Below are 18,671 nucleotides of genomic sequence, written 5' to 3'. Positions count from 1 at the left end.
GAACAGCTTTCGACGAATGCGTTTTTTTCAGAAGAATACCACTCTCTTTGCCTGGCTCGGCTATTTCATATCCATTGTGATCTTATTGATTCTTTCGGTCATTGCCGTTGAATTTTTTGTGGGCAACGGCGACGGCATTTGGTTTGATTATGATTTAAGGCTCATTGGTTTTCGCGTGGTGGCGTGGGCTGTCGGATTGGTCAGTCTTTATTTGATGATTCGGCAAAGTCCTCCCGTTGTTCAAAATATTTTGTTGTCATTCACCAGTGTATTTTTTGTAATTTACGGCATAGAAACCGTCGTTGGGTGGATTCATGATGCGGGCCAAAAAGCACCTGCCGCCAATCAACCCCAATATGCGGGCCCTGCGTATGATTCGAGCTATGCTTTTGATGAGTTCTTGGGCCGAAAACCCATCCCAAACCACAATTTTAAATGGGTTAAAACGCTGAATGGCAAGCCTGTCATTGATGTAGTGATGCACGTAGACTCGTTTTCGCGGCGCATTACCCCTTTTGTCGATAGCCTCAACCCCCAACGCGACCGCTACGCGTTGTTTTTTGGATGTTCGTTCACTTACGGCGACGCAGTGGCTGACAACGAAACCATACCCTATTATTTTCAGAAAGACAACACGGCTTTTCAGGCGTATAATTATGGTTTTTTCGGGTACTCACCACGCCACATGCTGGCCCGATTGCAGCACCAGAACGTGACCACGCAGGTTCCTCAAAAGCAGGGTTTTGCCGTTTATACTTACATAGAAGACCACGTCAATCGGGCCATTCCATCGGCGGGCTGGATTGGTATGTACGATGGTTATTTTCCAGATGTTGATGAATCTTCGATGCAAACCAACGGGGTGTATCGTTTTGTCCATCCGCTCAAATACCGCTTTGGGATGATGCTCTTCAAAAGCAAAGTTCGTCAGCATTTTGCCATGGATTTTCCGTTTGCGTATCGTCCAAAAGATTATGAACTTACCGCCAATCTCATTAAAAAATCGCAGGAAGAATACAAAAAACAGTTTAAAAATGACGATTTTTATGTGGTTTTGTACCCTGATGCATTGAAAAAAGATTCCCCCATGATTGGGTTGTTAAAAGAGCGGGGCATTAAGGTGATTGATTTTAGAAATCTGTTTCCTTATCCATCCAAAAAGTACCAATTGCAACACGATGGACACCCCAATCCAGAAGCACATCGGCTGTTGATGGAAGAACTGTCTAAAGAGTTGAAAAAGAAAGGTGTTATTTAGCCTCCGATTGTCAAGGTAACCGAGTCGTATCACATCGTATGCTTCAGATAGAACCGTTTGATTTACAGGGAATAAGCCAGGTGGCACAGCGGCTCATTCAGGCCTGCCAGACAAGCCCAGTGTGGTTGTTTGAAGGCCAAATGGGGGCGGGGAAAACCACGCTCATTAAAGCGATTTGCCAGCATTTAGGGGTCGTAAATACCGTACAAAGTCCCACTTTTTCCATTGTGAACGAGTACCTTACCACGAGCGGGGAGGCTATTTATCATTTCGATTGTTATCGGTTAAAAAATACCGCCGAAGCCTACGACATTGGATTGGAAGAATACCTCGATTCGGGTAATTTGTGTTTGATTGAATGGCCCGATAAAATTGCCGACTTGCTCCCCGACCGATTTGTTACCATTTCCATCAAAGAAACCATGAACGGGAAGCGGGAAATAATAGTTACCGATAACAACACTGACACGAACGATTAAACACTTTTTATAGAAATGACAGGTTTTGGAGAATTGGCTCAACAAACCGCTCTTTACCCACAGGAAGCACTGGCACCCGTCAAAGTGGGTCAACAAAGTTTGTTGATTGGGCTGCCAAAGGAGGTGTCATTGCAGGAAAATCGGATTGCCCTAACGCCCGAAGCGGTTGCTATTTTGGTGCGCAACGGGCATCAGGTAGTGGTAGAAAAAGGAGCGGGAGAAGGCGCGCAATTTCCCGATCACGAGTACAGCGAAGCTGGCGCTCAGATTGCGTATTCGCCGCAAGAAGTCTATACATCGGACTTGATTTTGAAAATTGAGCCTTTGGTTGAGCAGGAATTTACGCACCTCAAAAATGGTCAAAAGATTATTTCAGCCCTCAATTTGCCCACGCGAGAACGTTCGTATTTTGAATTTTTGAACGAAAAGCACATCACTGGTATCAGTTACGAATACATTGAAGATAAAGTAGGCGGATTGCCCGTCATTCGGTCGTTGAGCGAGATTGTGGGGAGTACCGTTATGCTGATTGCGGCAGAATACCTCAGCAGTGCCAACAACGGACGGGGAATTATTATGGGGGGAATTACGGGCGTACCCCCGACCAAAGTGGTCGTTATCGGGGCAGGAACCGTGGCCGAGTATGCCGCCCGTACTGCCTTGGCTTTGGGGGCAGAAATTAAGATTTTTGACCAACATATTTACCGTCTTCAGCGCCTCAAGTACGCCATTGGTCAAAATATCTATACCTCAATCATTGAGACAGATACGCTGGCAGAAGCCATTCAACGGGCCGATGTGGTGATTGGTGCGCTGCGTCCCAACGACGGCTACAGTCCAAGCATCGTTACGGAAGAGATGGTGTCAAGAATGAAACCCAATTCGGTCATTATTGACGTATCCATTGACCAGGGCGGTTGCATCGAAACTTCGCGCATTACGACCCACAAAGACCCCACTTACCGGGTACATGACGTGATTCATTATTGCGTTCCCAACATCGCGTCGCGGGTGGCCCATACGGCGAGCATGGCGTTGAGTAATGTGTTCTTGCCCATGTTACTACGGGCAGGAAATACGGGTGGAATTGAACAAATGATGTACGCAAATCGTTGGTTTAGCAAGGGTGTTTACTGCCACGGTGGTATGCTCACCAATCCGATTATTGCAAAAAAATTCAACATGCGCCACAAAGATTTAAGTCTGTTGCTGGCCGCAAGAATGTAAAATGAGTAGTGAGGAGTGAGAATAATTCCCTTCTCACTCCTCACTACTCGCTTCTCACTTCTGAAAAATTATGATTAACAACAGTAACGAAAACACGTTAATGGACGATGCCAATTCGCCAGAAGTCAACCGACGGCTTTTGGGATTGATATCGCAGGATTTTGTTAAAATATCCGATCAATTAAAAGAGGCTTCGTACCAGATTCGAAAAAGAGGATTTTCAGAAAATCCCATTTTTGTGGCGGTACAAAACAACCTTGATTTAGGGATTTTATTGATTGCCCAAAACGAACTGGATAACGAATGGTCGTACCGAGCCTCTTTCTTGGATGAGTTTACACAGCGGGGATTAGTCGGTCCAGAAGCGGTAGAAATGTTTAAAGAAAACTACCGCAATCCCGACGAATATTGCTGTTTATTCGTGATTCAGGGGGATTTTGCGGGATTTGTTTTCATCCCCTTTCCCGAAGATTAATTCCGTAGGGACGGGGTTGCGTCGTCGTTTCGCTTGGCTCCGTCCTTTTTGTTTGCCCTCAAACAACGGCGGGTGCTGGCACAATCATTTTAAAAGCGTTGGGAATAAGAATTGCTTTTACCTCGTTTACCTTGCCCAAATATTCTCCATCTACTTGGAAATGGACTTTTTTAGCGGATTTCATTCGCAATGCGTCGGTTTGAAAGATTTCTACGGTTTCAGAATTATAAGCAGCGTGAAAAAAGACCATCTTAAACAGCTCTCGTACCGCTAGTTTTTTAATCACAACCACTTCAAATAGTTCGTCTTCCAGCGTGCCGACTGGATTGATAAGCGCCCCCGTACCGTATTTGGTGGCGTTGGCAATGACAATCATGGCGGCCTTCATTTTTATGGCTTTTCGGTCAATTTGGAGTTCAACTTCCATCTTTGGGTTTTGCCACAGAACCTTTAGAGAAGCAATCAAATACCCCCACATTCCTCGTACCTTCTGAAGTTTAAACTTTTTCATGGCGTAGGCATTTAGGCCAATGTCACTTAGGTGTAGGCATAATTCGCCGTTGATGACCGTGGTGTGTATTGTTTTGGTGATTCCCGTAATCAACACATCTAATGCCTGCGCGGGATTGTCGGTGATTCCCAATTCGTACGCCAGTCCATTGGCGGAGCCTGCGGGCAAAATACCCAACATGATATTTGAGTGTAAGATACATTCAGCCGCTAATTTGATCGTACCATCTCCCCCAACCGCCACTACCCGTTGGGGCGAAAACTGCTCTATTTTATCTTTTATTTTGGCTATGTTGACGCTTTTGGGGAGTTTATACAGCTCAATGGTGTGATTCAAAGGGGCAAAATAGTTTGTTATTTCCTGCGCCCAATCTCGGGTGTTACGCCCTGAACCAGGGTTGAGGATAAAAAATATTTTGTAGCTTTCGGGGGTTGTCATGGGTGAATAAAAGTTGCGATGAACTGCTATTAATTTAGTAAATTGCTGATGATGGAACACAAAGTAAACAATTCTGACATATCGGTGAAGGTTTATCACGGATATGGCCACAAAGAAAATTTAATTTTGTATGGTCATGTGCTGTCGGGCAAAAAAGTAGTTCGGCGCCGGTATACTACCAATGTTTTAAAGAATGTACTTCATTTGATAAAATTATTTTTTGTTACCCCCGTTCCGGGGGTTCGGGTGCAATTAGAATGGGGCGAACAAAAGTTCTACACAACGACCGAAAAAGACGGTTTTTTTAAATTTGAATGGCAATCGACGGCCAATGTAGACGCGGGGTGGCACTTTTTAAAAGTACACTTACTCAACGAACAAGGGCAACCCACGGCCACGGGGGAAGGTAAAATTTTCGTGCCACACTCTACGCAATACGGATTTATATCCGACATTGACGATACGGTACTGGTTTCACACTCGGCCGACACGGGAAAAAAATTAAGAGTAATGTTTACCAAAAATCCCCGCAGCCGTAAAACATTTGCGGATGTGGTACGATTTTACAAACTCCTCGCATTTGCACACACGGAGCCAGATTTACCCAATCCCTTCTTCTACGTATCTAGCAGTGAGTGGAACCTATACGATGATTTGAATGAATTTTTTAAGCACAATGGATTACCAAAAGGGGCTTTTTTGCTCAATAAAATAAAAAGGTGGTACGAGTTGCTGCAAACGGGGGCTACGAAGCACCAAGGAAAATTGATGCGGGTGGTGCGAATTTTTGAGGCTTTTCCCAAACAAAGATTTGTGTTGTTGGGCGACAACTCGCAAAAAGACCCCGAAATTTATGCGTTGCTTGCCAATAAATATCCCGAAAGAATCATTGCCCTCTACATCAGGAATATAAGCCCCGAAAGGGAGGGCTTCACCCAAAATGTATTGGACTCAATTCAGGATAAAAGCATACATACCTGCCTTTTTAAACACACCGACGAAGCCATCCTCCATTCAAAATCAGTAGGATTGCTTGAATAAAGTTATTGTTGTAAATTGCTTACAATGAAAGTTTTAAATTTAGCTCAATACCTAATACTCACTACTCATTTATGCTTATTATTGATGCCCACTTAGACATGGCCATGAATGCCGTTGAATGGAACCGCGATTATACCTGTACGGTACAGGAACTTCGGGAGCGCGAAATTGAAAAAAATCTTACGGACAAACGCGACCGGGGCAAAGGAACCGTTTCGCTGCCTGAATTGAGAAGGGGCAACGTAGGTTTGGTCGTGGCTACCCAATTGGCGCGGGTTACGCAACGTGGAAGTGCCTTTGATGGATGGTATTCGCCCGCACAGGCGTGGGCCATGACCCAGGCACAGGTGGCGTGGTATCAGGCCATGGTGGATTTGGGGGAAATGGCTCAGATCACCAATGCCACGGAGCTAGATACTCACATTGCACTTTGGGAAAATACCGAAGTGACCAACGACAAAAAGCCCGTGGGATTTATTCTTTCGTTGGAAGGAGCCGACTCGCTCGTCAATCTTTCATATTTGGAAAAAGCCTATGCCTATGGCTTACGAGCCATTGGCCCAGCTTGGTACGGCTCTGGTCGTTATGCGTCGGGGACGGGTACAACCGATGGACTGACCGCGGCGGGCAAAGATTTGTTGCGCGAAATGGATCATTTGGGAATGATTCTGGATGCTACGCACCTTACAGACAAGGGCTTTGATGAAGCGTTAGCCCTTTTTAAAGGACCGGTTTGGGCAAGCCATCATAATTGCCGAGCGTTGGTGCCGCACCAGCGACAGCTTACCGACGAGCAAATTTTGCGGTTGGCCGAGCGTGGTGCCGTCATTGGGGGCGCGTTGGATGCTTGGATGATGGCCCCAGGTTTTTTGCAGCGACAATCAGACCCGAAAGCGTTTGGGGTAACGATGTCAAAACTTGTAGACCATTGGGATCATATCTGCCAGTTGACTGGCAATAGCCTGCACGTTGCTTTTGGGACAGATTTGGACGGAATGTTTGGTCGTGAGCAATCTCCTTATGATTTAGATACCATCGCCGATCTGCAATTGTACCAAGATTTACTTCGTCAACGAGGGTACGGGGAGGATGACCTAAAAAACATCTTTTATCAAAACTGGCTGCGGTGCCTGAAGCAAGCTTGGCAAAACAATATTTTATAAAAAGTAGTTATCGCGATTAAACACAATTGCAAGTGTTTGATATGTCCAAATTTTAAGTGTATAAATGACATATTAAAAAAAATTAATAAATACTGCATGTAACTTAATGGAAATTTAAAAATTACCTATAATTTGCGCCTGAGTAATTAAACTAATCCAATTTATTTTATGCGTAAAGCTCTATTTATGAGCCTTTTATCGGCACTTGTCGGTATGGGGCAATTGATAGCGCAGGACAGAACCCTGTCAGGTACTATCAAAGACGAAACCGGGCAAGCCCTGCCTGGCGTGAATGTTCTTCTCAAAGGCACCAATCGCGGAACAAATTCCGACGGGGAGGGTGCCTTTAAATTGTCGGTTCCTGCTTCTGGAACACTGGTGTTTTCATCGGTCGGTTATTTAACCAAAGAAGTGGAACTGGGGGCGGCAACGGTAATTACCGTTCAGATGCAAACAGATACTCGAACCCTCAGCGAAGTGGTGGTGACGGCGTTGGGTATCTCCAAAGACCAGAAAGTATTGAGCTATGCCACCCAAACGGTGCAGGTAGCCAATATCTCCAAAGCCCGTGAATTAAACGTGGCGAACTCTTTGGCGGGTAGAGTCGCCAACCTCGACATCGTTCGTTCTTCTTCGGGAGTGGGTGGTTCTTCGCGGGTTGTTTTGCGCGGAGATCGTTCCATCACTGGTAACAACCAAGCCCTGATTGTGATTGACGGGGTGCCGATGGATAACTCAAACTTCAGTCCAGGCAACGCCAACGGCGGTCGCGACGGAGGGGATGGTCTTTCCAGCGTGAACCCTGACGACATTGAGTCTATTAACGTACTAAGCGGAGCTTCGGCCACGGCCCTTTACGGTAGCCGTGCTGCCAATGGTGCCTTGATTATTAGCACCAAAAAAGGAGCCGTTCGCAAAGGATTTGGCGTAACCATCAACAGCTCTTTCCAAGCAGAGCAGGCCATGGTTTTGCAAAAGTTTCAGGACGAATACGGCCAAGGAAGTGCGGGTGTTTACAACCGCGCCAGCGAATTCAGTTGGGGGCCAAAAATAACTGGCCAATCGGTAGCGCTTTGGGGACCTGATCCTGCCAATGCTTCCAAAACCTACAACATGACCTCTCAGCCCGGGAGTTATAAGGATTTCTATTCTATGGGTTCTCAAATCTCAAACTCCATTGCGTTTTCGGGAGGAAGTGAAAAGACCCAGACCTATTTTTCTTACACAAACGTAGGAGCAACGGGTATTGTTGACAACAACAAGTTGAAGCGTAACAACCTCAACCTGCGTATCTCCAATCAAATTGGCGAGCGGCTTTCATTGGATACCAAAATCACCTACTTGAGCGAAAAAATCGATAATCGTCAACAAACGGGAGAGGCATTTGCCAACTTGCAGCGCCATATTCTGCGGATGCCGCGCAACATTTCGTTGGAGCAAGCCCAACAATTTGAATACATTGATCCCGTAACTGGTAATCTTCGCCAGAACTTCTGGAATCCAGGTTCAAACGGTGGACAAAACCCTTACTGGATTAAAAACCGCGTCATTGCGGCCGATAATCGCGACCGTATCACGGGCTTTACTTCGTTGACCTATAAGTTAACCTCGGCCCTCAAAATCATGGCGCGGGGTGGGATAGACCGCTACGTAGATAAGTTTGAAGGAAAATGGTATAATAACACCTATACCATTGCCGACAACGGCGAATACCAAACCAGCTGGCGCGAAGTGAGCGAGCAAAACTATGATTTGTTTGCGATGTACGACAAGAAATTCTCGGATTTCATTGCCGTCAATGCCACTGTGGGGGGAAGTATTCAGCGCCGTAATCAATTGGACCAGAATACATCCAACGGTGGTTTGAACCGTGAAAATTTGTTCATTACCACCAATGCCCGCAATACCCAAACCACGCGCGGCATCAACGAAACCGAAAAGCAGGGGATATTTGCCACGGCTGACGTAACGTTTAAAAATGCCCTCACCGTAACTCTGACGGCGCGTAATGACTGGTCTTCGACCTTACCCAAAGAAAGCCAATCGTACTTTTTTCCGGGGGCAGGTTTTTCGGCCATTCTGTCCAATATGATTACGATGCCAGAAGCCATTTCGTTTGCAAAAGTGCGGGGCTCTTTTGCCCAAACGGGTAACGACGCCCGTCCATATCTGTTGAACCAGACCTATTCGTTTTTGCCGGGCGGGCCTAATGGATTTATCACCCGTGACGGAATCAAACCATTTCCTAATTTGAAGCCTGAGTTGACCACGGCGCTTGAGTTTGGTTTGCAGATGAAATTCCTCAACAACCGCTTTGGGTTTGATTTGGGTTGGTACAACAGTGATTCCAAAAACCAATTGTTCCAAGTGGCCATTCCTCCAGCGTCGGGTTGGTCTTCTGAGTTTATCAACGCGGGTTTGGTTAACAACAAAGGAGTGGAGCTTACCCTCAACGCTACACCCGTACAGGTGGGTGATTTCCGGTGGGACATTGATTTGAACTACGCGAAAAACGTAAATAAATTGGTTGAGTTAACGCCGGAATTGAAGGAATTGAACTTGACCAACGACTTTATGAACAACATCCGCGCGATTGAAGGCCAGCCACTGGGTCAGGTATTCAGCCGTGGCTACGTTCGGAATGCGTCAGGACAGGTGATTGTCGGCACCGATGGTTTGCCACAAATTACCGCTGGTACAACGGTGTATTTAGGAAACTCACGCCCTGATTGGACGGGTGGTTTGAGCAACCGGATCACGTACAAAAATCTGGCCTTGAACTTCCTCATCAGCGCTCGTATGGGCGGCGTGGTGACTTCTTTCACCAATGCCGTTATTTATGCCGACGGGGTGACCGAAGAAACCCTCGCCGGACGTGACAGCTACACCTTCCCAGGCGTAAAAGCAGACGGCTCTGCCAACAATATTGCCACTACTGCCGAGCGTTATTGGTTGAAAGTAGGCGGGCGTAACACCCCTGCTGGTGAAGTGTTTACGTATAGTGCTTCCAATATCCGTTTGAGAGAAGTAGCCCTGAGCTATAACTTACCATCGGGTTTGTTGCAGAAAACACCTTTCCAGGGGGCTTCGCTTTCGTTGGTGGGTCGTAACCTGTTTTTCTTTATGAATAAGGCCAAAGGGTTTGATCCTGAACTCACCGCTGGTGCTCAAAATACTACGGTTGGATTGGAATCTTTCTCGATGCCTTCAACGCGTACATTTGGTGTCAATTTGAACCTCTCTTTCTAATCCATTGACGTTTAATTTTTGGGATCAAACATTGTTTAACATTACAAATAGAGACAAAATGAAAATTTTCAAAAAACTTGTCATTCCGGTTGGTATGCTGCTGACGGCTTCGGTTGGGTTTTATGCCTGTACTGATAAGTTTGAAACACTCAATACCGATAAAACAAAGCTGACTTCCATTGATAAGTCGGCCGTAGGAAATGCCTTTGCGGCAGCACAGTGGCGCGGCGTATTTGGCGACCGTGGACCTTTTCAGTTGATGGAAAGCTTGTTTGCCGATTTGCACGCGCAATACTACGCCAACGTAGCCATCAATTTCCCTTCTGACCGCAACGTGATGGTGGGCAACTGGCTGAATGGTGCTTGGAATAACTTTTACGGACAGCAGATTCCGCCGCTTTTGGTGGTGTTGGATGCCACCAAGCCCGGCGGGCAGGCCGAAGATGCGGCCATTTTTGCCATGGCTTCAATTTGGAAAGTACAGATGTATTTGCCAATGACCGATTATTGGGGCGCGATTCCGTACTCAAAAGTGGGCAGCGGCGAAAAAGTGGTAGAGTATGACAGTCAGGAGTTTATCTATAAAGACTTCCTGGCCACGCTCAAAGCGGCGGTGACAGAGCTTCAAAAATCCAAGGGCAGAACCATTTTGGGAAACAATGACCAAATGTATGGCGGCAACGTGGATCGTTGGATTAAGTTTGCCAACACCATGCGTTTGCGTTTGGCCATTCGTATGTCAAAAGTAGACCCTGCTTTGGCTAAAACGGAAGCAGAAGCTGCCGTTGCGGCGGGTACATTGGAAACAAACGCCGACGATGCTTTCATCAAAGTAACCGCCAACTCACCCAACCCGCTTGGTGGTATCACGGCATGGAATGAGTTCCGGATGAGTGCAGCCATGGAAAGTACGCTCAAAGGCTTCAAAGACCCTCGCATCAGCAAGTTTTTCAGTCCTGTGTCGGGCGATACCTATAAAGGATTGCGTAATGGGTATTCGCAGGTGCAGTTGGGCTTGCCCGAAAATGCGCCGGGAGCCAATTCAAACGTAGCGCCTGCATTTCAGGATGCCGCGCGTTTTACGCAACCTTGGGGTATTATGTTTGCTTCCGAAGCTCATTTCCTCCGCGCCGAAGGTGCTTTGAATGGCTGGAGCATGGGTGGAACAGCCAAAGATTTGTATGAAAAAGGAATTGCGCTTTCCATGACTCAGTGGGGCATCACCGACGCGGCTGCGATTGCCGCTTACACCGCTGGCACTTCTACACCCGTCGCCTTAAATGACGTGGTAAAAAGCCCCGGCATGACCGACATTCCCGTAAAATGGGAAGCCACGGCCGCCAAGCAACGTGAGCAAATATTGACGCAAAAATGGTTGGCATTGTTCCCTTATGGCTTTGAGGCATGGGCCGAATACCGTCGTTCAGGATTCCCTAAACTCTATCCTCGGGTAAATTCGGACGACCCTGATGTACCAGTGGGAAGTATTGTGCGCAGAGCACCGTTTGTAGCGGGCGAAATCAGCACCAACAAGGCTGGCGTTGATTCTGGCGTATCCAAATTGGGTGGCGCGGATAAATCAACAACCCGTTTGTGGTGGGATAAACCCTAACAACACGTTTGAAGATAAATGACCGAAACGGGCGAGAAATCGCTCGTTTTTGGTTTAATACTCAATTTCTTCGTCCCGAAGCAATTGGGCAAGATTTAGGACGCAGTCATCCAATAACGGAATGTTTTCATCGTAATTGACAAAGTACCAAGGCGCATTGGGAGTAATGACAAAAATCTTCTTGGTTTGGGTGGTAATCCAAATGACTTTTTCGACGCCAAAATCAAGCATTTTCTGCGATTTGCTCAACACATACTCTAAATCGCTCGACAGGCCAGTTTCTTCGAGGGCTACTTTGATGTCTACTTCGATTACTATTTTTGGGGCTACGTCAAAGTATTTATCGGTCAACGTAATTTTCTCTTTTTCAAAAATGGCAATACTGTTGGCTAAATTACTTCCCGAACTTACATGAAGCCCAGACTCATTGGAGGCAACTAAATATTTTTTTCGATTGATACGAACCCCAATATAGAAACCCATTAAATAAACCAGTACGGCCTGTAAAGAACTGCTACCTATAATTTCTTCGAATGTTTTTTTTCCTGATAATACCTCTAAATACCCTCGGTAAGGCAATGCTTGTCCGTCGAGCTCCTCATAGACGAGATGTGCAGGAATTTTACGGATTTTGGGGCGGCGTTTAGTGGCGATGACAACCATAGCGTTTTCTTTTTTTGACAATTTTACTCAAAAAAAACGGCAGAAACCAAGCCGAAATTTTATCTTGCATTCTCCAATAACCTCGTATATACCAATGAGTCCGGTTCATTTTTTATCCCCAAAACATTGGTTGTTTACCAGCCTGTTTTTGGTATTAATCCAAGCTTCAACGGCCCAAAATGCGGTTGTCCGCGAAACAACCCAAACCCTCACCACCTATCCTTTTTCAGACCCTGACCCCGTTCCCCAACCTGGTCGGGTGTATCCTTATTTTAGGTATGACGGCTACACCGCTCAACCGGTGATGAAAGAGTGGAAGTTTATTGAACTCGAAAATGACTACATCAAAGTATACATCACACCCGAAATCGGCGGGAAGATCTGGGGTGCGTACGAAAAGTCAAGTGATTATCCGTTTATCTATTACAACCACGTTGTCAAATTCCGCGACGTGGCCATGCGCGGGGCGTGGACATCGGGTGGGATAGAAATCAACTTCGGCGATATTGGTCACGCGCCCACGGTCTCGGCACCTGTGGATTATTTTACCCGCACCAATGACGATGGGAGCGTCAGTTGCTTTTTGGGGGCGTGGGATTGGTCAGCCCGAACGCGTTGGATGGTGGAGGTCAATCTGCCGAAAGACAAAGCGTACTTTACTACCAAATTGCATTGGTATAACGCAACGCCTTTAGAAACAAGCTATTATCACTGGATGAATGCGGGATTCAAAGCCGCTGGCAATCTTGAATTTGTCTTTCCGGGTACAAATTACATTGGACACAACGGTGAGGCTGGCACGTGGCCCAAGGATTCTTTGGGAAGAAACCTGAATTTTTATGAACAAAACAACTTCGGCTCTTATAAATCCTATCATGTGTTGGGAAAAAACACCGACTTCTTCGGCGGTTTTTGGCACAACGACAATATGGGTTTTGCTCGTTATTCACCTTACCACGAGAAATTGGGCAAAAAAATATGGATTTGGGGGCTTTCCCGCCAAGGTATGATTTGGGAAAAACTCTTGACTGATACCGATGGGCAGTATGTAGAATTGCAATCGGGGCGGTTGTTTAATCAAGCATCAGAGGGCAGTATGTACAGCCCGTTTAAGCACGTTTCATTCATGCCTTACACGCACGACAGTTGGACGGAATATTGGTTTCCCGTCAAAAACACCCGTGGCCTGACCCACGCTACACCGCAGGGTGCTATGAATATGCGCGTGCAGGATGGTTGGCTCAAACTGGATTATTGCGCGGTTTCTACAGTGCAGGATACCTTGAAAGTGCTGGAAAGGAATACGCTTGTGTTCGCAAAAAAACTAACCTTAAAACCGCTCGAAATGGTGCGTGATTCGGTAAAGTGGACGGGCGATTTCGCCTCGCTCAGGATTCAGGTCGGTGCGGAGATTCTGGCCGATGGAAGGTCGACAAATACCCAACGGTTTTTAGGATTTGCAAAAAAAATTGATTGGAAATCAGATTATGGCATGTATCTCCACGCCAAAGATTTGATGAATCAACGCAACTACATAAAAGCGGATTCAATAATTAATACATTACTGGAAAAAAGCCCTTCTTTTAAGCCTGCACAGGTCTTACAGGCAGAAGTGGCTTATGTCAGGGGCTCCACACGTGCAGGTATAGTTGCTGATTTTGTGCTAGGTGATAATGCCTATGATGCCAAAGCCAATTTTATTGCTGGCCTGGCCTACGAAGGTATAGGAGAAATGTGGACGGCAGCCAAAGACCGTTTCGCTACGGCTTCCCTCGACCCGACTTATCGCGCTGCGGCGCTGTATCATTTGGCAAAAATGGCGGTCAGAGAAAAAAATTATGTCAAGGCGTTGGCGCTTTTACAGCAGGCGCTGGAACGCCAAGCCGACCACTGGGACGCTAAAGCCCTCGAAATTGTGGTGTTACGCCTGTTGAAATCAAATGAAGCGGCTTTACAAAAAGCAAAAGAGATTTTGCAAAACGACCCGCTGAATCATCTGGTTCGGTTTGAAATGGCCCGGATGACGCAGAAACCGGAAGATAAACAGCAGTTTATGGGAATGATACGGAGTGAATTGCCTTCTGAAACCTACTTGGAAATGGCTATCAGTTATGAAAAACTGGGGCTGTACCCAGAAAGTCTGGAGGTACTAGAATCGTCGATTTCCAATCCAATGGTGAATCTATGGAAGGCGTATTTGTTGGATAAATTGAACCGAAAAGCGGAATCGGCGCAAGCCCTAGAAGCCGTGCTTTTGGCCTCTCCTGAAGGTGTTTTCCCTTTTCGTAACGAAACGGTGGAAGTTTTAAAATGGGGTTTGACGAAAAAACAACACGGGAAATTACGCTACTATCAGCATCTCGCAACGGCTTCAGTGCGTGGTATGCACGATGTAAGTGACTTTAGGGCAATCGAAATATATAACCCGCAACCTGATTTTTTTTCTTATTATTTGTACAAAGCGGAGGCATTGAAAAAAGACAAAGCCCAAGTAAAAACCGCTCTCGAAAAAGCCTATGAATTGGCGCCAAATAGTTGGCGAACCGTAAAAGCCCTCGCGGATTTTTATGCCGAAAACGGGCAGTTAAAAAAAGCCCTCGATGTCAATGAATCACGACTTTCTAAGTCTCAAAGGCTTGGCAAATCTGAAACCCCACTGCCCGACCACGAAGTGTATATTTTGGGGCAACAGCGGGCGCGGTTACTCCTGAAATCAGAGCGCTATAAAGAATGCATTGAGCTGATGCAATCTTTGAATATCCTGCCCAACGAAGGCGCTTCGGGCGCTCATGCGTTGTTTCGGGAAGCCAATATTCGGTACGCCGCCGAATTGTCCAACCGAAAAAAATACAAAGAAGCACAACTTTATCTAGAACAGGCCGAAACGTGGCCCGAAAACCTGGGCTCGGGAGAACCTTACAACCCTGACAATCGCTTGACCTTGTACCTGAAAAAATTTGTGAATCAAAAACTTAAAAATAGAGAGCCTGACGCTATCGATTTACATTTATTGAAATTGAGCAAAGGTCTTTCAGCTAAAGAATTTGATTTACTGAAACTCTTTGAATAGGCTAAAATTCGTTACAAGCACTGATAAAATATCCCCAATATTCGTTTTTTAACTTTCGTAACTACTTGAAATTTACGTAAATGTATAGTTTTAAATGCTTTTTTGTGCTTGCCTTGGGATCGATTGTGGCATCATGCCGCCCCGATATTGATACCCTGTTTACCCGCTTAGACGCCGACGATACGGGGGTGACCTTCAATAATTTTGTGGAAGAAGACGCCGATAACAATGTGCTGGGCTACGGTTATTTCTATAATGGTGGGGGAGTGGCCGCGGGTGACTTTAACAACGATGGCCTTGTTGACCTGTATTTTACGGGAAATATGGTAGCCGATAAATTGTACTTGAATACGACGGAAAAAGGTAAAAGTATCACTTTTGAAGACATCACCGAAGCCGCAGGAATCAAACACAGTGGGTGGAAAACGGGCGTGTCGGTCGTTGATATTAACAACGACGGTTGGCTGGATATTTACGTTTCTCGCTCTGGGGCCGAAGATCCAAATTTGCGTCGTAATCTATTGTATATCAACCAAGGTAAAGGTGAAAATGGGGTGAGTTTTGTTGAAAAAGCGGCCGAATATGGCCTTGATGACCCTTCGTATACTACACAGACTGCTTTTTTTGATTATGATAAAGACGGAGATTTAGACTGCTTTTTGCTGAACCATTCGGTGCAAGAATACGCGGGTTTTAGCAATTTGATTGCCCAATACCGAGAGCAAACCGATACCCGATATGGGAGCAAATTGATGAGAAATGACGCGGGGAAGTTTGTGGATGTGTCACGCGAAATGGGCTTGATTAACAACGTATTAAGCTTTGGTCTTGGACTGAATGTGACGGATTTAAACAACGACGGCTGGCTGGATTTATACGTATCTAACGACTACAACGAAAACGACTATCTATACATCAACCAGCAGGGAAAAGGCTTTAAAGAATCCATTCGGGAAGCAATGGGACACACATCTCTCTATTCAATGGGCACCGATGCCGCTGATGTCAACAACGACGGATGGATGGACATTGTGACGCTGGACATGCTGCCCGCCCAAAACGAACGCATCAAACTCACCGCGGGGGATGATAATTACGATAAATACCAATCCCTCATTCGGGCGGGCTTTCACCAGCAGACGATGCGAAATATGTTGCAGTTGAATACTGGCCTCCCAACCTCCCCCCAGTTAGGGGCAGGAGTAGGATTTTCTGAAATCGGGCAATTGGCGGGGATTTCCAATACGGATTGGAGTTGGTCGGCGCTTTTTGCAGACTTTGACAATGACGGATTCAACGACCTTTTTATTACCAATGGATACGCCCGGGATTATACCAACATGGAATTTTTGAAATACTCGGCAGATGTACAGACGGAAAGTAGCCAAACGGGTAAAAATCCTGAAACGATGGACGTAATTGCCAAAATGCCCCCCATCAACGAGCCAAATTATATCTTCAAAAATAAAGGCTTTACGGAGCAAGGAACGTGGGCGGGTGGCTTTGACAACAAAATAAAAGAGTGGGGTTTTGAGCAAGCTGGTCAATCCAACGGGGCGGTTTATGCTGATTTGGACAACGATGGAGACTTGGATTTGGTGACAAATAATGTGAGCGAAAAAGCCTTTATTTATCAAAACAACGGACAGCAGAAAAGCCCACAAAACTACCTTCAAGTGCTACTCAAAGCACCCAACGAAGCCTTGAAAATCGGCGCGAAAGTACGGGTGTATTCCAAAAATTTAGCGCAGACGCAGGAGTTTCAGCCCGTTCGAGGGTTTCAGTCGGCGATGTACGTACCGCTGCATTTTGGGCTGGGAAAAACAACACAGATTGATTCACTGACCATCACTTGGGCTGATGGAAAAACACTTTCGGTCAAAGCCCCTAAAATCAACCAACGCATCATTACGGATTATGCCGACGCAATTTTGACCACTACGGGCCTCTCAGCTTTCACCGCTCAGCGGCCAATGCTCATACCAGTTTCTTCCTCTCTTTTTATGCATTCGATTCCGATGGTTAATGATTTTAAAATTCAGACGTTGTTGCCACAAATGCTTTCAGGAGTTGGGCCTTGCATGGCCAAAGGAGACGTAAATGGCGATGGTCGTGAGGATTTTTATATCGGTGGCGGACGGGGTCAGGCGGGAGGGGTGTTTCTCCAGACGGCGACGGGTTTTGTCAACTCTTCACAGTCAGATTTTCAAAAAGATGCCGCGTTTGAGGATGCGAATGCGGTATTCTTTGACGCCGACGGCGATACCGATTTAGATCTGGCGGTAGTCAGTGCGGGCTATGCCTTAAACCCTGCGGATTCACTTTTGCAACCTCGGTTGTACTTTAATCAAAAAGGAAAATTTGTGCGGGCAGCGCTGTCAGATGATTTGAGCAAGCTACGCATAAACGCATCGGTCGTGCTAACGGCAGATATTGACGCTGATGGTGATCAAGATTTGTTCATCGGGGCGCATAGCCTACCAGGAAGGTATCCCGAGGCGCAGAAGTCGGTTTTATTACAAAATGATGGCAAAGGGAATTTTTCGGCAGTGCGTACATTTTTACATTCATCATTAGTAACGGGAGCGGTTTTTTCCGATGTAAATGGTGACAAAAAGCCTGATTTACTCCTTGTGGGCGAGTGGATGAAACCCACGGTGTATCTCAATCAAAACGGAAAATGGAATGAGCACAAAGAAGCGACGAAATCGCTCACTTCTCAACTGTCTTACGCGCTCACAAAAGCAGATTTAGACAACGACGGGGATGATGATTTTGTGATTGGTAACATGGGCCTTAATACCCAATACCACGTTACTTCGGGCGACCAGCTAAAATTGTACTTTAACGATTTTTCAGGAAATGGTGGAATGTTGCCGTTGGTAGCGGTAAACGAGAACGGAAAAGAATACCCTTATGCGGGTCGTGATGAATTGTTGGACCAAATCCCCGCCCTCAAAAAGAAATATTCTAGTTATGTGACTTACGCCACTGCCACCCTGTCTGAAATGTTGGGCGATGATTTGCTGAAGTCTGCACGCCAATCAGACGCGCAGGAATTACGTACGGGAATCCTGTGGAATGAGCGGGGCCAATTCGTGTTCAAACCTTTGCCAATTGAAGCACAATACGCTCCTGTGTACGGTATTGAGGTGGTAGACATCGACAAAGACGGAAAGCCAGACGTAATTTTGGGTGGAAATTTGGATCGAACCCGCGTTCGTTTGGGAAAAATTGACGCCAATAAAGGACAGGTATTTCTAAACGCAGGTAACCACGATTTTCGTTATGCAAATCAGGAAAAATCAGGTTTAAACATTGAAGGAGAGGTACGCTCTATACGTGCCGTGGGTCCCTATTTATTATTTGGAATTAACCACCGGTCAGTTCAAACGTATAGGTTGCCTTAAACCAGTAAAATTTAGGATTTTTGCCCAGATTCTTGTATCTTTACGCGTTAAAAAATTGAAATATTTACAGTGGGA

General features: G+C 46.0%; 12 protein-coding genes. 10 read left to right on the top strand and 2 right to left on the bottom strand.

From position 1 onward, the window contains the following. Positions 1–16: 16 nt before the first annotated feature. The 4 genes from DR864_RS05760 (at position 17) to DR864_RS05745 (ending at position 3,439) form a co-directional block, all read left to right on the top strand. Positions 17–1,258 (top strand): SGNH/GDSL hydrolase family protein, encoded by a 1,242-nt coding sequence (locus tag DR864_RS05760; protein ID WP_114066060.1) that lies wholly within the window; start codon positions 17–19, stop codon positions 1,256–1,258. Between the two features lie 38 nt (positions 1,259–1,296). Further along, a complete protein-coding gene (tsaE, locus tag DR864_RS05755) occupies positions 1,297–1,737 on the top strand; it encodes a tRNA (adenosine(37)-N6)-threonylcarbamoyltransferase complex ATPase subunit type 1 TsaE (RefSeq protein ID WP_114066059.1) in 441 nt (146 codons plus the stop codon). 15 nt (positions 1,738–1,752) lie between these two features. Beyond that, positions 1,753–2,964 (top strand): alanine dehydrogenase, encoded by a 1,212-nt coding sequence (locus tag DR864_RS05750; protein WP_114066058.1) that lies wholly within the window; start codon positions 1,753–1,755, stop codon positions 2,962–2,964. Positions 2,965–3,034: 70 nt separating this feature from the next. Next, positions 3,035–3,439: a hypothetical protein gene (locus tag DR864_RS05745; protein ID WP_114066057.1), complete on the top strand. Its 405-nt coding sequence runs from the start codon at positions 3,035–3,037 to the stop codon at positions 3,437–3,439. Positions 3,440–3,497: 58 nt separating this feature from the next. Here the strand turns inward: DR864_RS05745 and DR864_RS05740 are convergent, their stop codons facing one another. Continuing rightward, entirely contained in the window at positions 3,498–4,388 is an 891-nt protein-coding gene (locus DR864_RS05740) for a diacylglycerol/lipid kinase family protein (protein ID WP_114066056.1), read from the bottom strand. 48 nt (positions 4,389–4,436) lie between these two features. Between DR864_RS05740 and DR864_RS05735 the strand changes: the two genes are divergently transcribed. From DR864_RS05735 to DR864_RS05720, 4 genes are all read left to right on the top strand, one after another. After that, a complete protein-coding gene (locus DR864_RS05735) occupies positions 4,437–5,429 on the top strand; it encodes an App1 family protein phosphatidate phosphatase (protein WP_229599528.1) in 993 nt (330 codons plus the stop codon). Between the two features lie 71 nt (positions 5,430–5,500). Beyond that, entirely contained in the window at positions 5,501–6,592 is a 1,092-nt protein-coding gene (locus tag DR864_RS05730; protein ID WP_114066054.1) for a dipeptidase, read from the top strand. A 168-nt stretch (positions 6,593–6,760) separates the two neighbouring features. After that, a complete protein-coding gene (locus tag DR864_RS05725) occupies positions 6,761–9,841 on the top strand; it encodes a SusC/RagA family TonB-linked outer membrane protein (protein WP_114066053.1) in 3,081 nt (1,026 codons plus the stop codon). A 58-nt stretch (positions 9,842–9,899) separates the two neighbouring features. Then, positions 9,900–11,453, top strand: a complete 1,554-nt coding sequence (locus DR864_RS05720) for a SusD/RagB family nutrient-binding outer membrane lipoprotein (RefSeq protein ID WP_114070167.1) — start codon at positions 9,900–9,902, stop codon at positions 11,451–11,453. A gap of 54 nt (positions 11,454–11,507) precedes the next feature. On the opposite strand, the gene DR864_RS05715 is transcribed toward DR864_RS05720, so the two are convergent. Then, complete coding sequence (locus DR864_RS05715) at positions 11,508–12,116, bottom strand: Uma2 family endonuclease (protein ID WP_114066052.1); 609 nt, start codon at positions 12,114–12,116, stop codon at positions 11,508–11,510. Between the two features lie 94 nt (positions 12,117–12,210). On the opposite strand from DR864_RS05715, the gene DR864_RS05710 reads away from it, so the two are divergent. Next, complete coding sequence (locus DR864_RS05710; RefSeq protein ID WP_162793570.1) at positions 12,211–15,186, top strand: DUF5107 domain-containing protein; 2,976 nt, start codon at positions 12,211–12,213, stop codon at positions 15,184–15,186. A 104-nt stretch (positions 15,187–15,290) separates the two neighbouring features. Further along, on the top strand, positions 15,291–18,596 hold the full coding sequence (locus DR864_RS05705; protein ID WP_229599527.1) for a VCBS repeat-containing protein: 3,306 nt from the start codon (positions 15,291–15,293) through the stop codon (positions 18,594–18,596). Positions 18,597–18,671 lie beyond the last annotated feature (75 nt).

This window comes from Runella rosea (genome assembly GCF_003325355.1).
Lineage (GTDB): Bacteria > Bacteroidota > Bacteroidia > Cytophagales > Spirosomataceae > Runella > Runella rosea.
This window is presented reverse-complemented; position numbering and strand designations above follow the sequence as displayed.

What these genes read in the sequence shown, in the direction of transcription:
- DR864_RS05735 (WP_229599528.1), top strand. Translation starts at nt 4,437, where the DNA reads ATGATGGAACACAAAGTAAACAATTCTGACATATCGGTGAAGGTTTAT.
- DR864_RS05725 (WP_114066053.1), top strand. Translation starts at nt 6,761, where the DNA reads ATGCGTAAAGCTCTATTTATGAGCCTTTTATCGGCACTTGTCGGTATG.
- DR864_RS05760 (WP_114066060.1), top strand. Translation starts at nt 17, where the DNA reads ATGCGTTTTTTTCAGAAGAATACCACTCTCTTTGCCTGGCTCGGCTAT.
- tsaE (WP_114066059.1), top strand. Translation starts at nt 1,297, where the DNA reads ATGCTTCAGATAGAACCGTTTGATTTACAGGGAATAAGCCAGGTGGCA.
- DR864_RS05730 (WP_114066054.1), top strand. Translation starts at nt 5,501, where the DNA reads ATGCTTATTATTGATGCCCACTTAGACATGGCCATGAATGCCGTTGAA.
- DR864_RS05745 (WP_114066057.1), top strand. Translation starts at nt 3,035, where the DNA reads ATGATTAACAACAGTAACGAAAACACGTTAATGGACGATGCCAATTCG.
- DR864_RS05750 (WP_114066058.1), top strand. Translation starts at nt 1,753, where the DNA reads ATGACAGGTTTTGGAGAATTGGCTCAACAAACCGCTCTTTACCCACAG.
- DR864_RS05740 (WP_114066056.1), bottom strand. Translation starts at nt 4,388, where the DNA reads ATGACAACCCCCGAAAGCTACAAAATATTTTTTATCCTCAACCCTGGT.
- DR864_RS05720 (WP_114070167.1), top strand. Translation starts at nt 9,900, where the DNA reads ATGAAAATTTTCAAAAAACTTGTCATTCCGGTTGGTATGCTGCTGACG.
- DR864_RS05715 (WP_114066052.1), bottom strand. Translation starts at nt 12,116, where the DNA reads ATGGTTGTCATCGCCACTAAACGCCGCCCCAAAATCCGTAAAATTCCT.
- DR864_RS05710 (WP_162793570.1), top strand. Translation starts at nt 12,211, where the DNA reads ATGAGTCCGGTTCATTTTTTATCCCCAAAACATTGGTTGTTTACCAGC.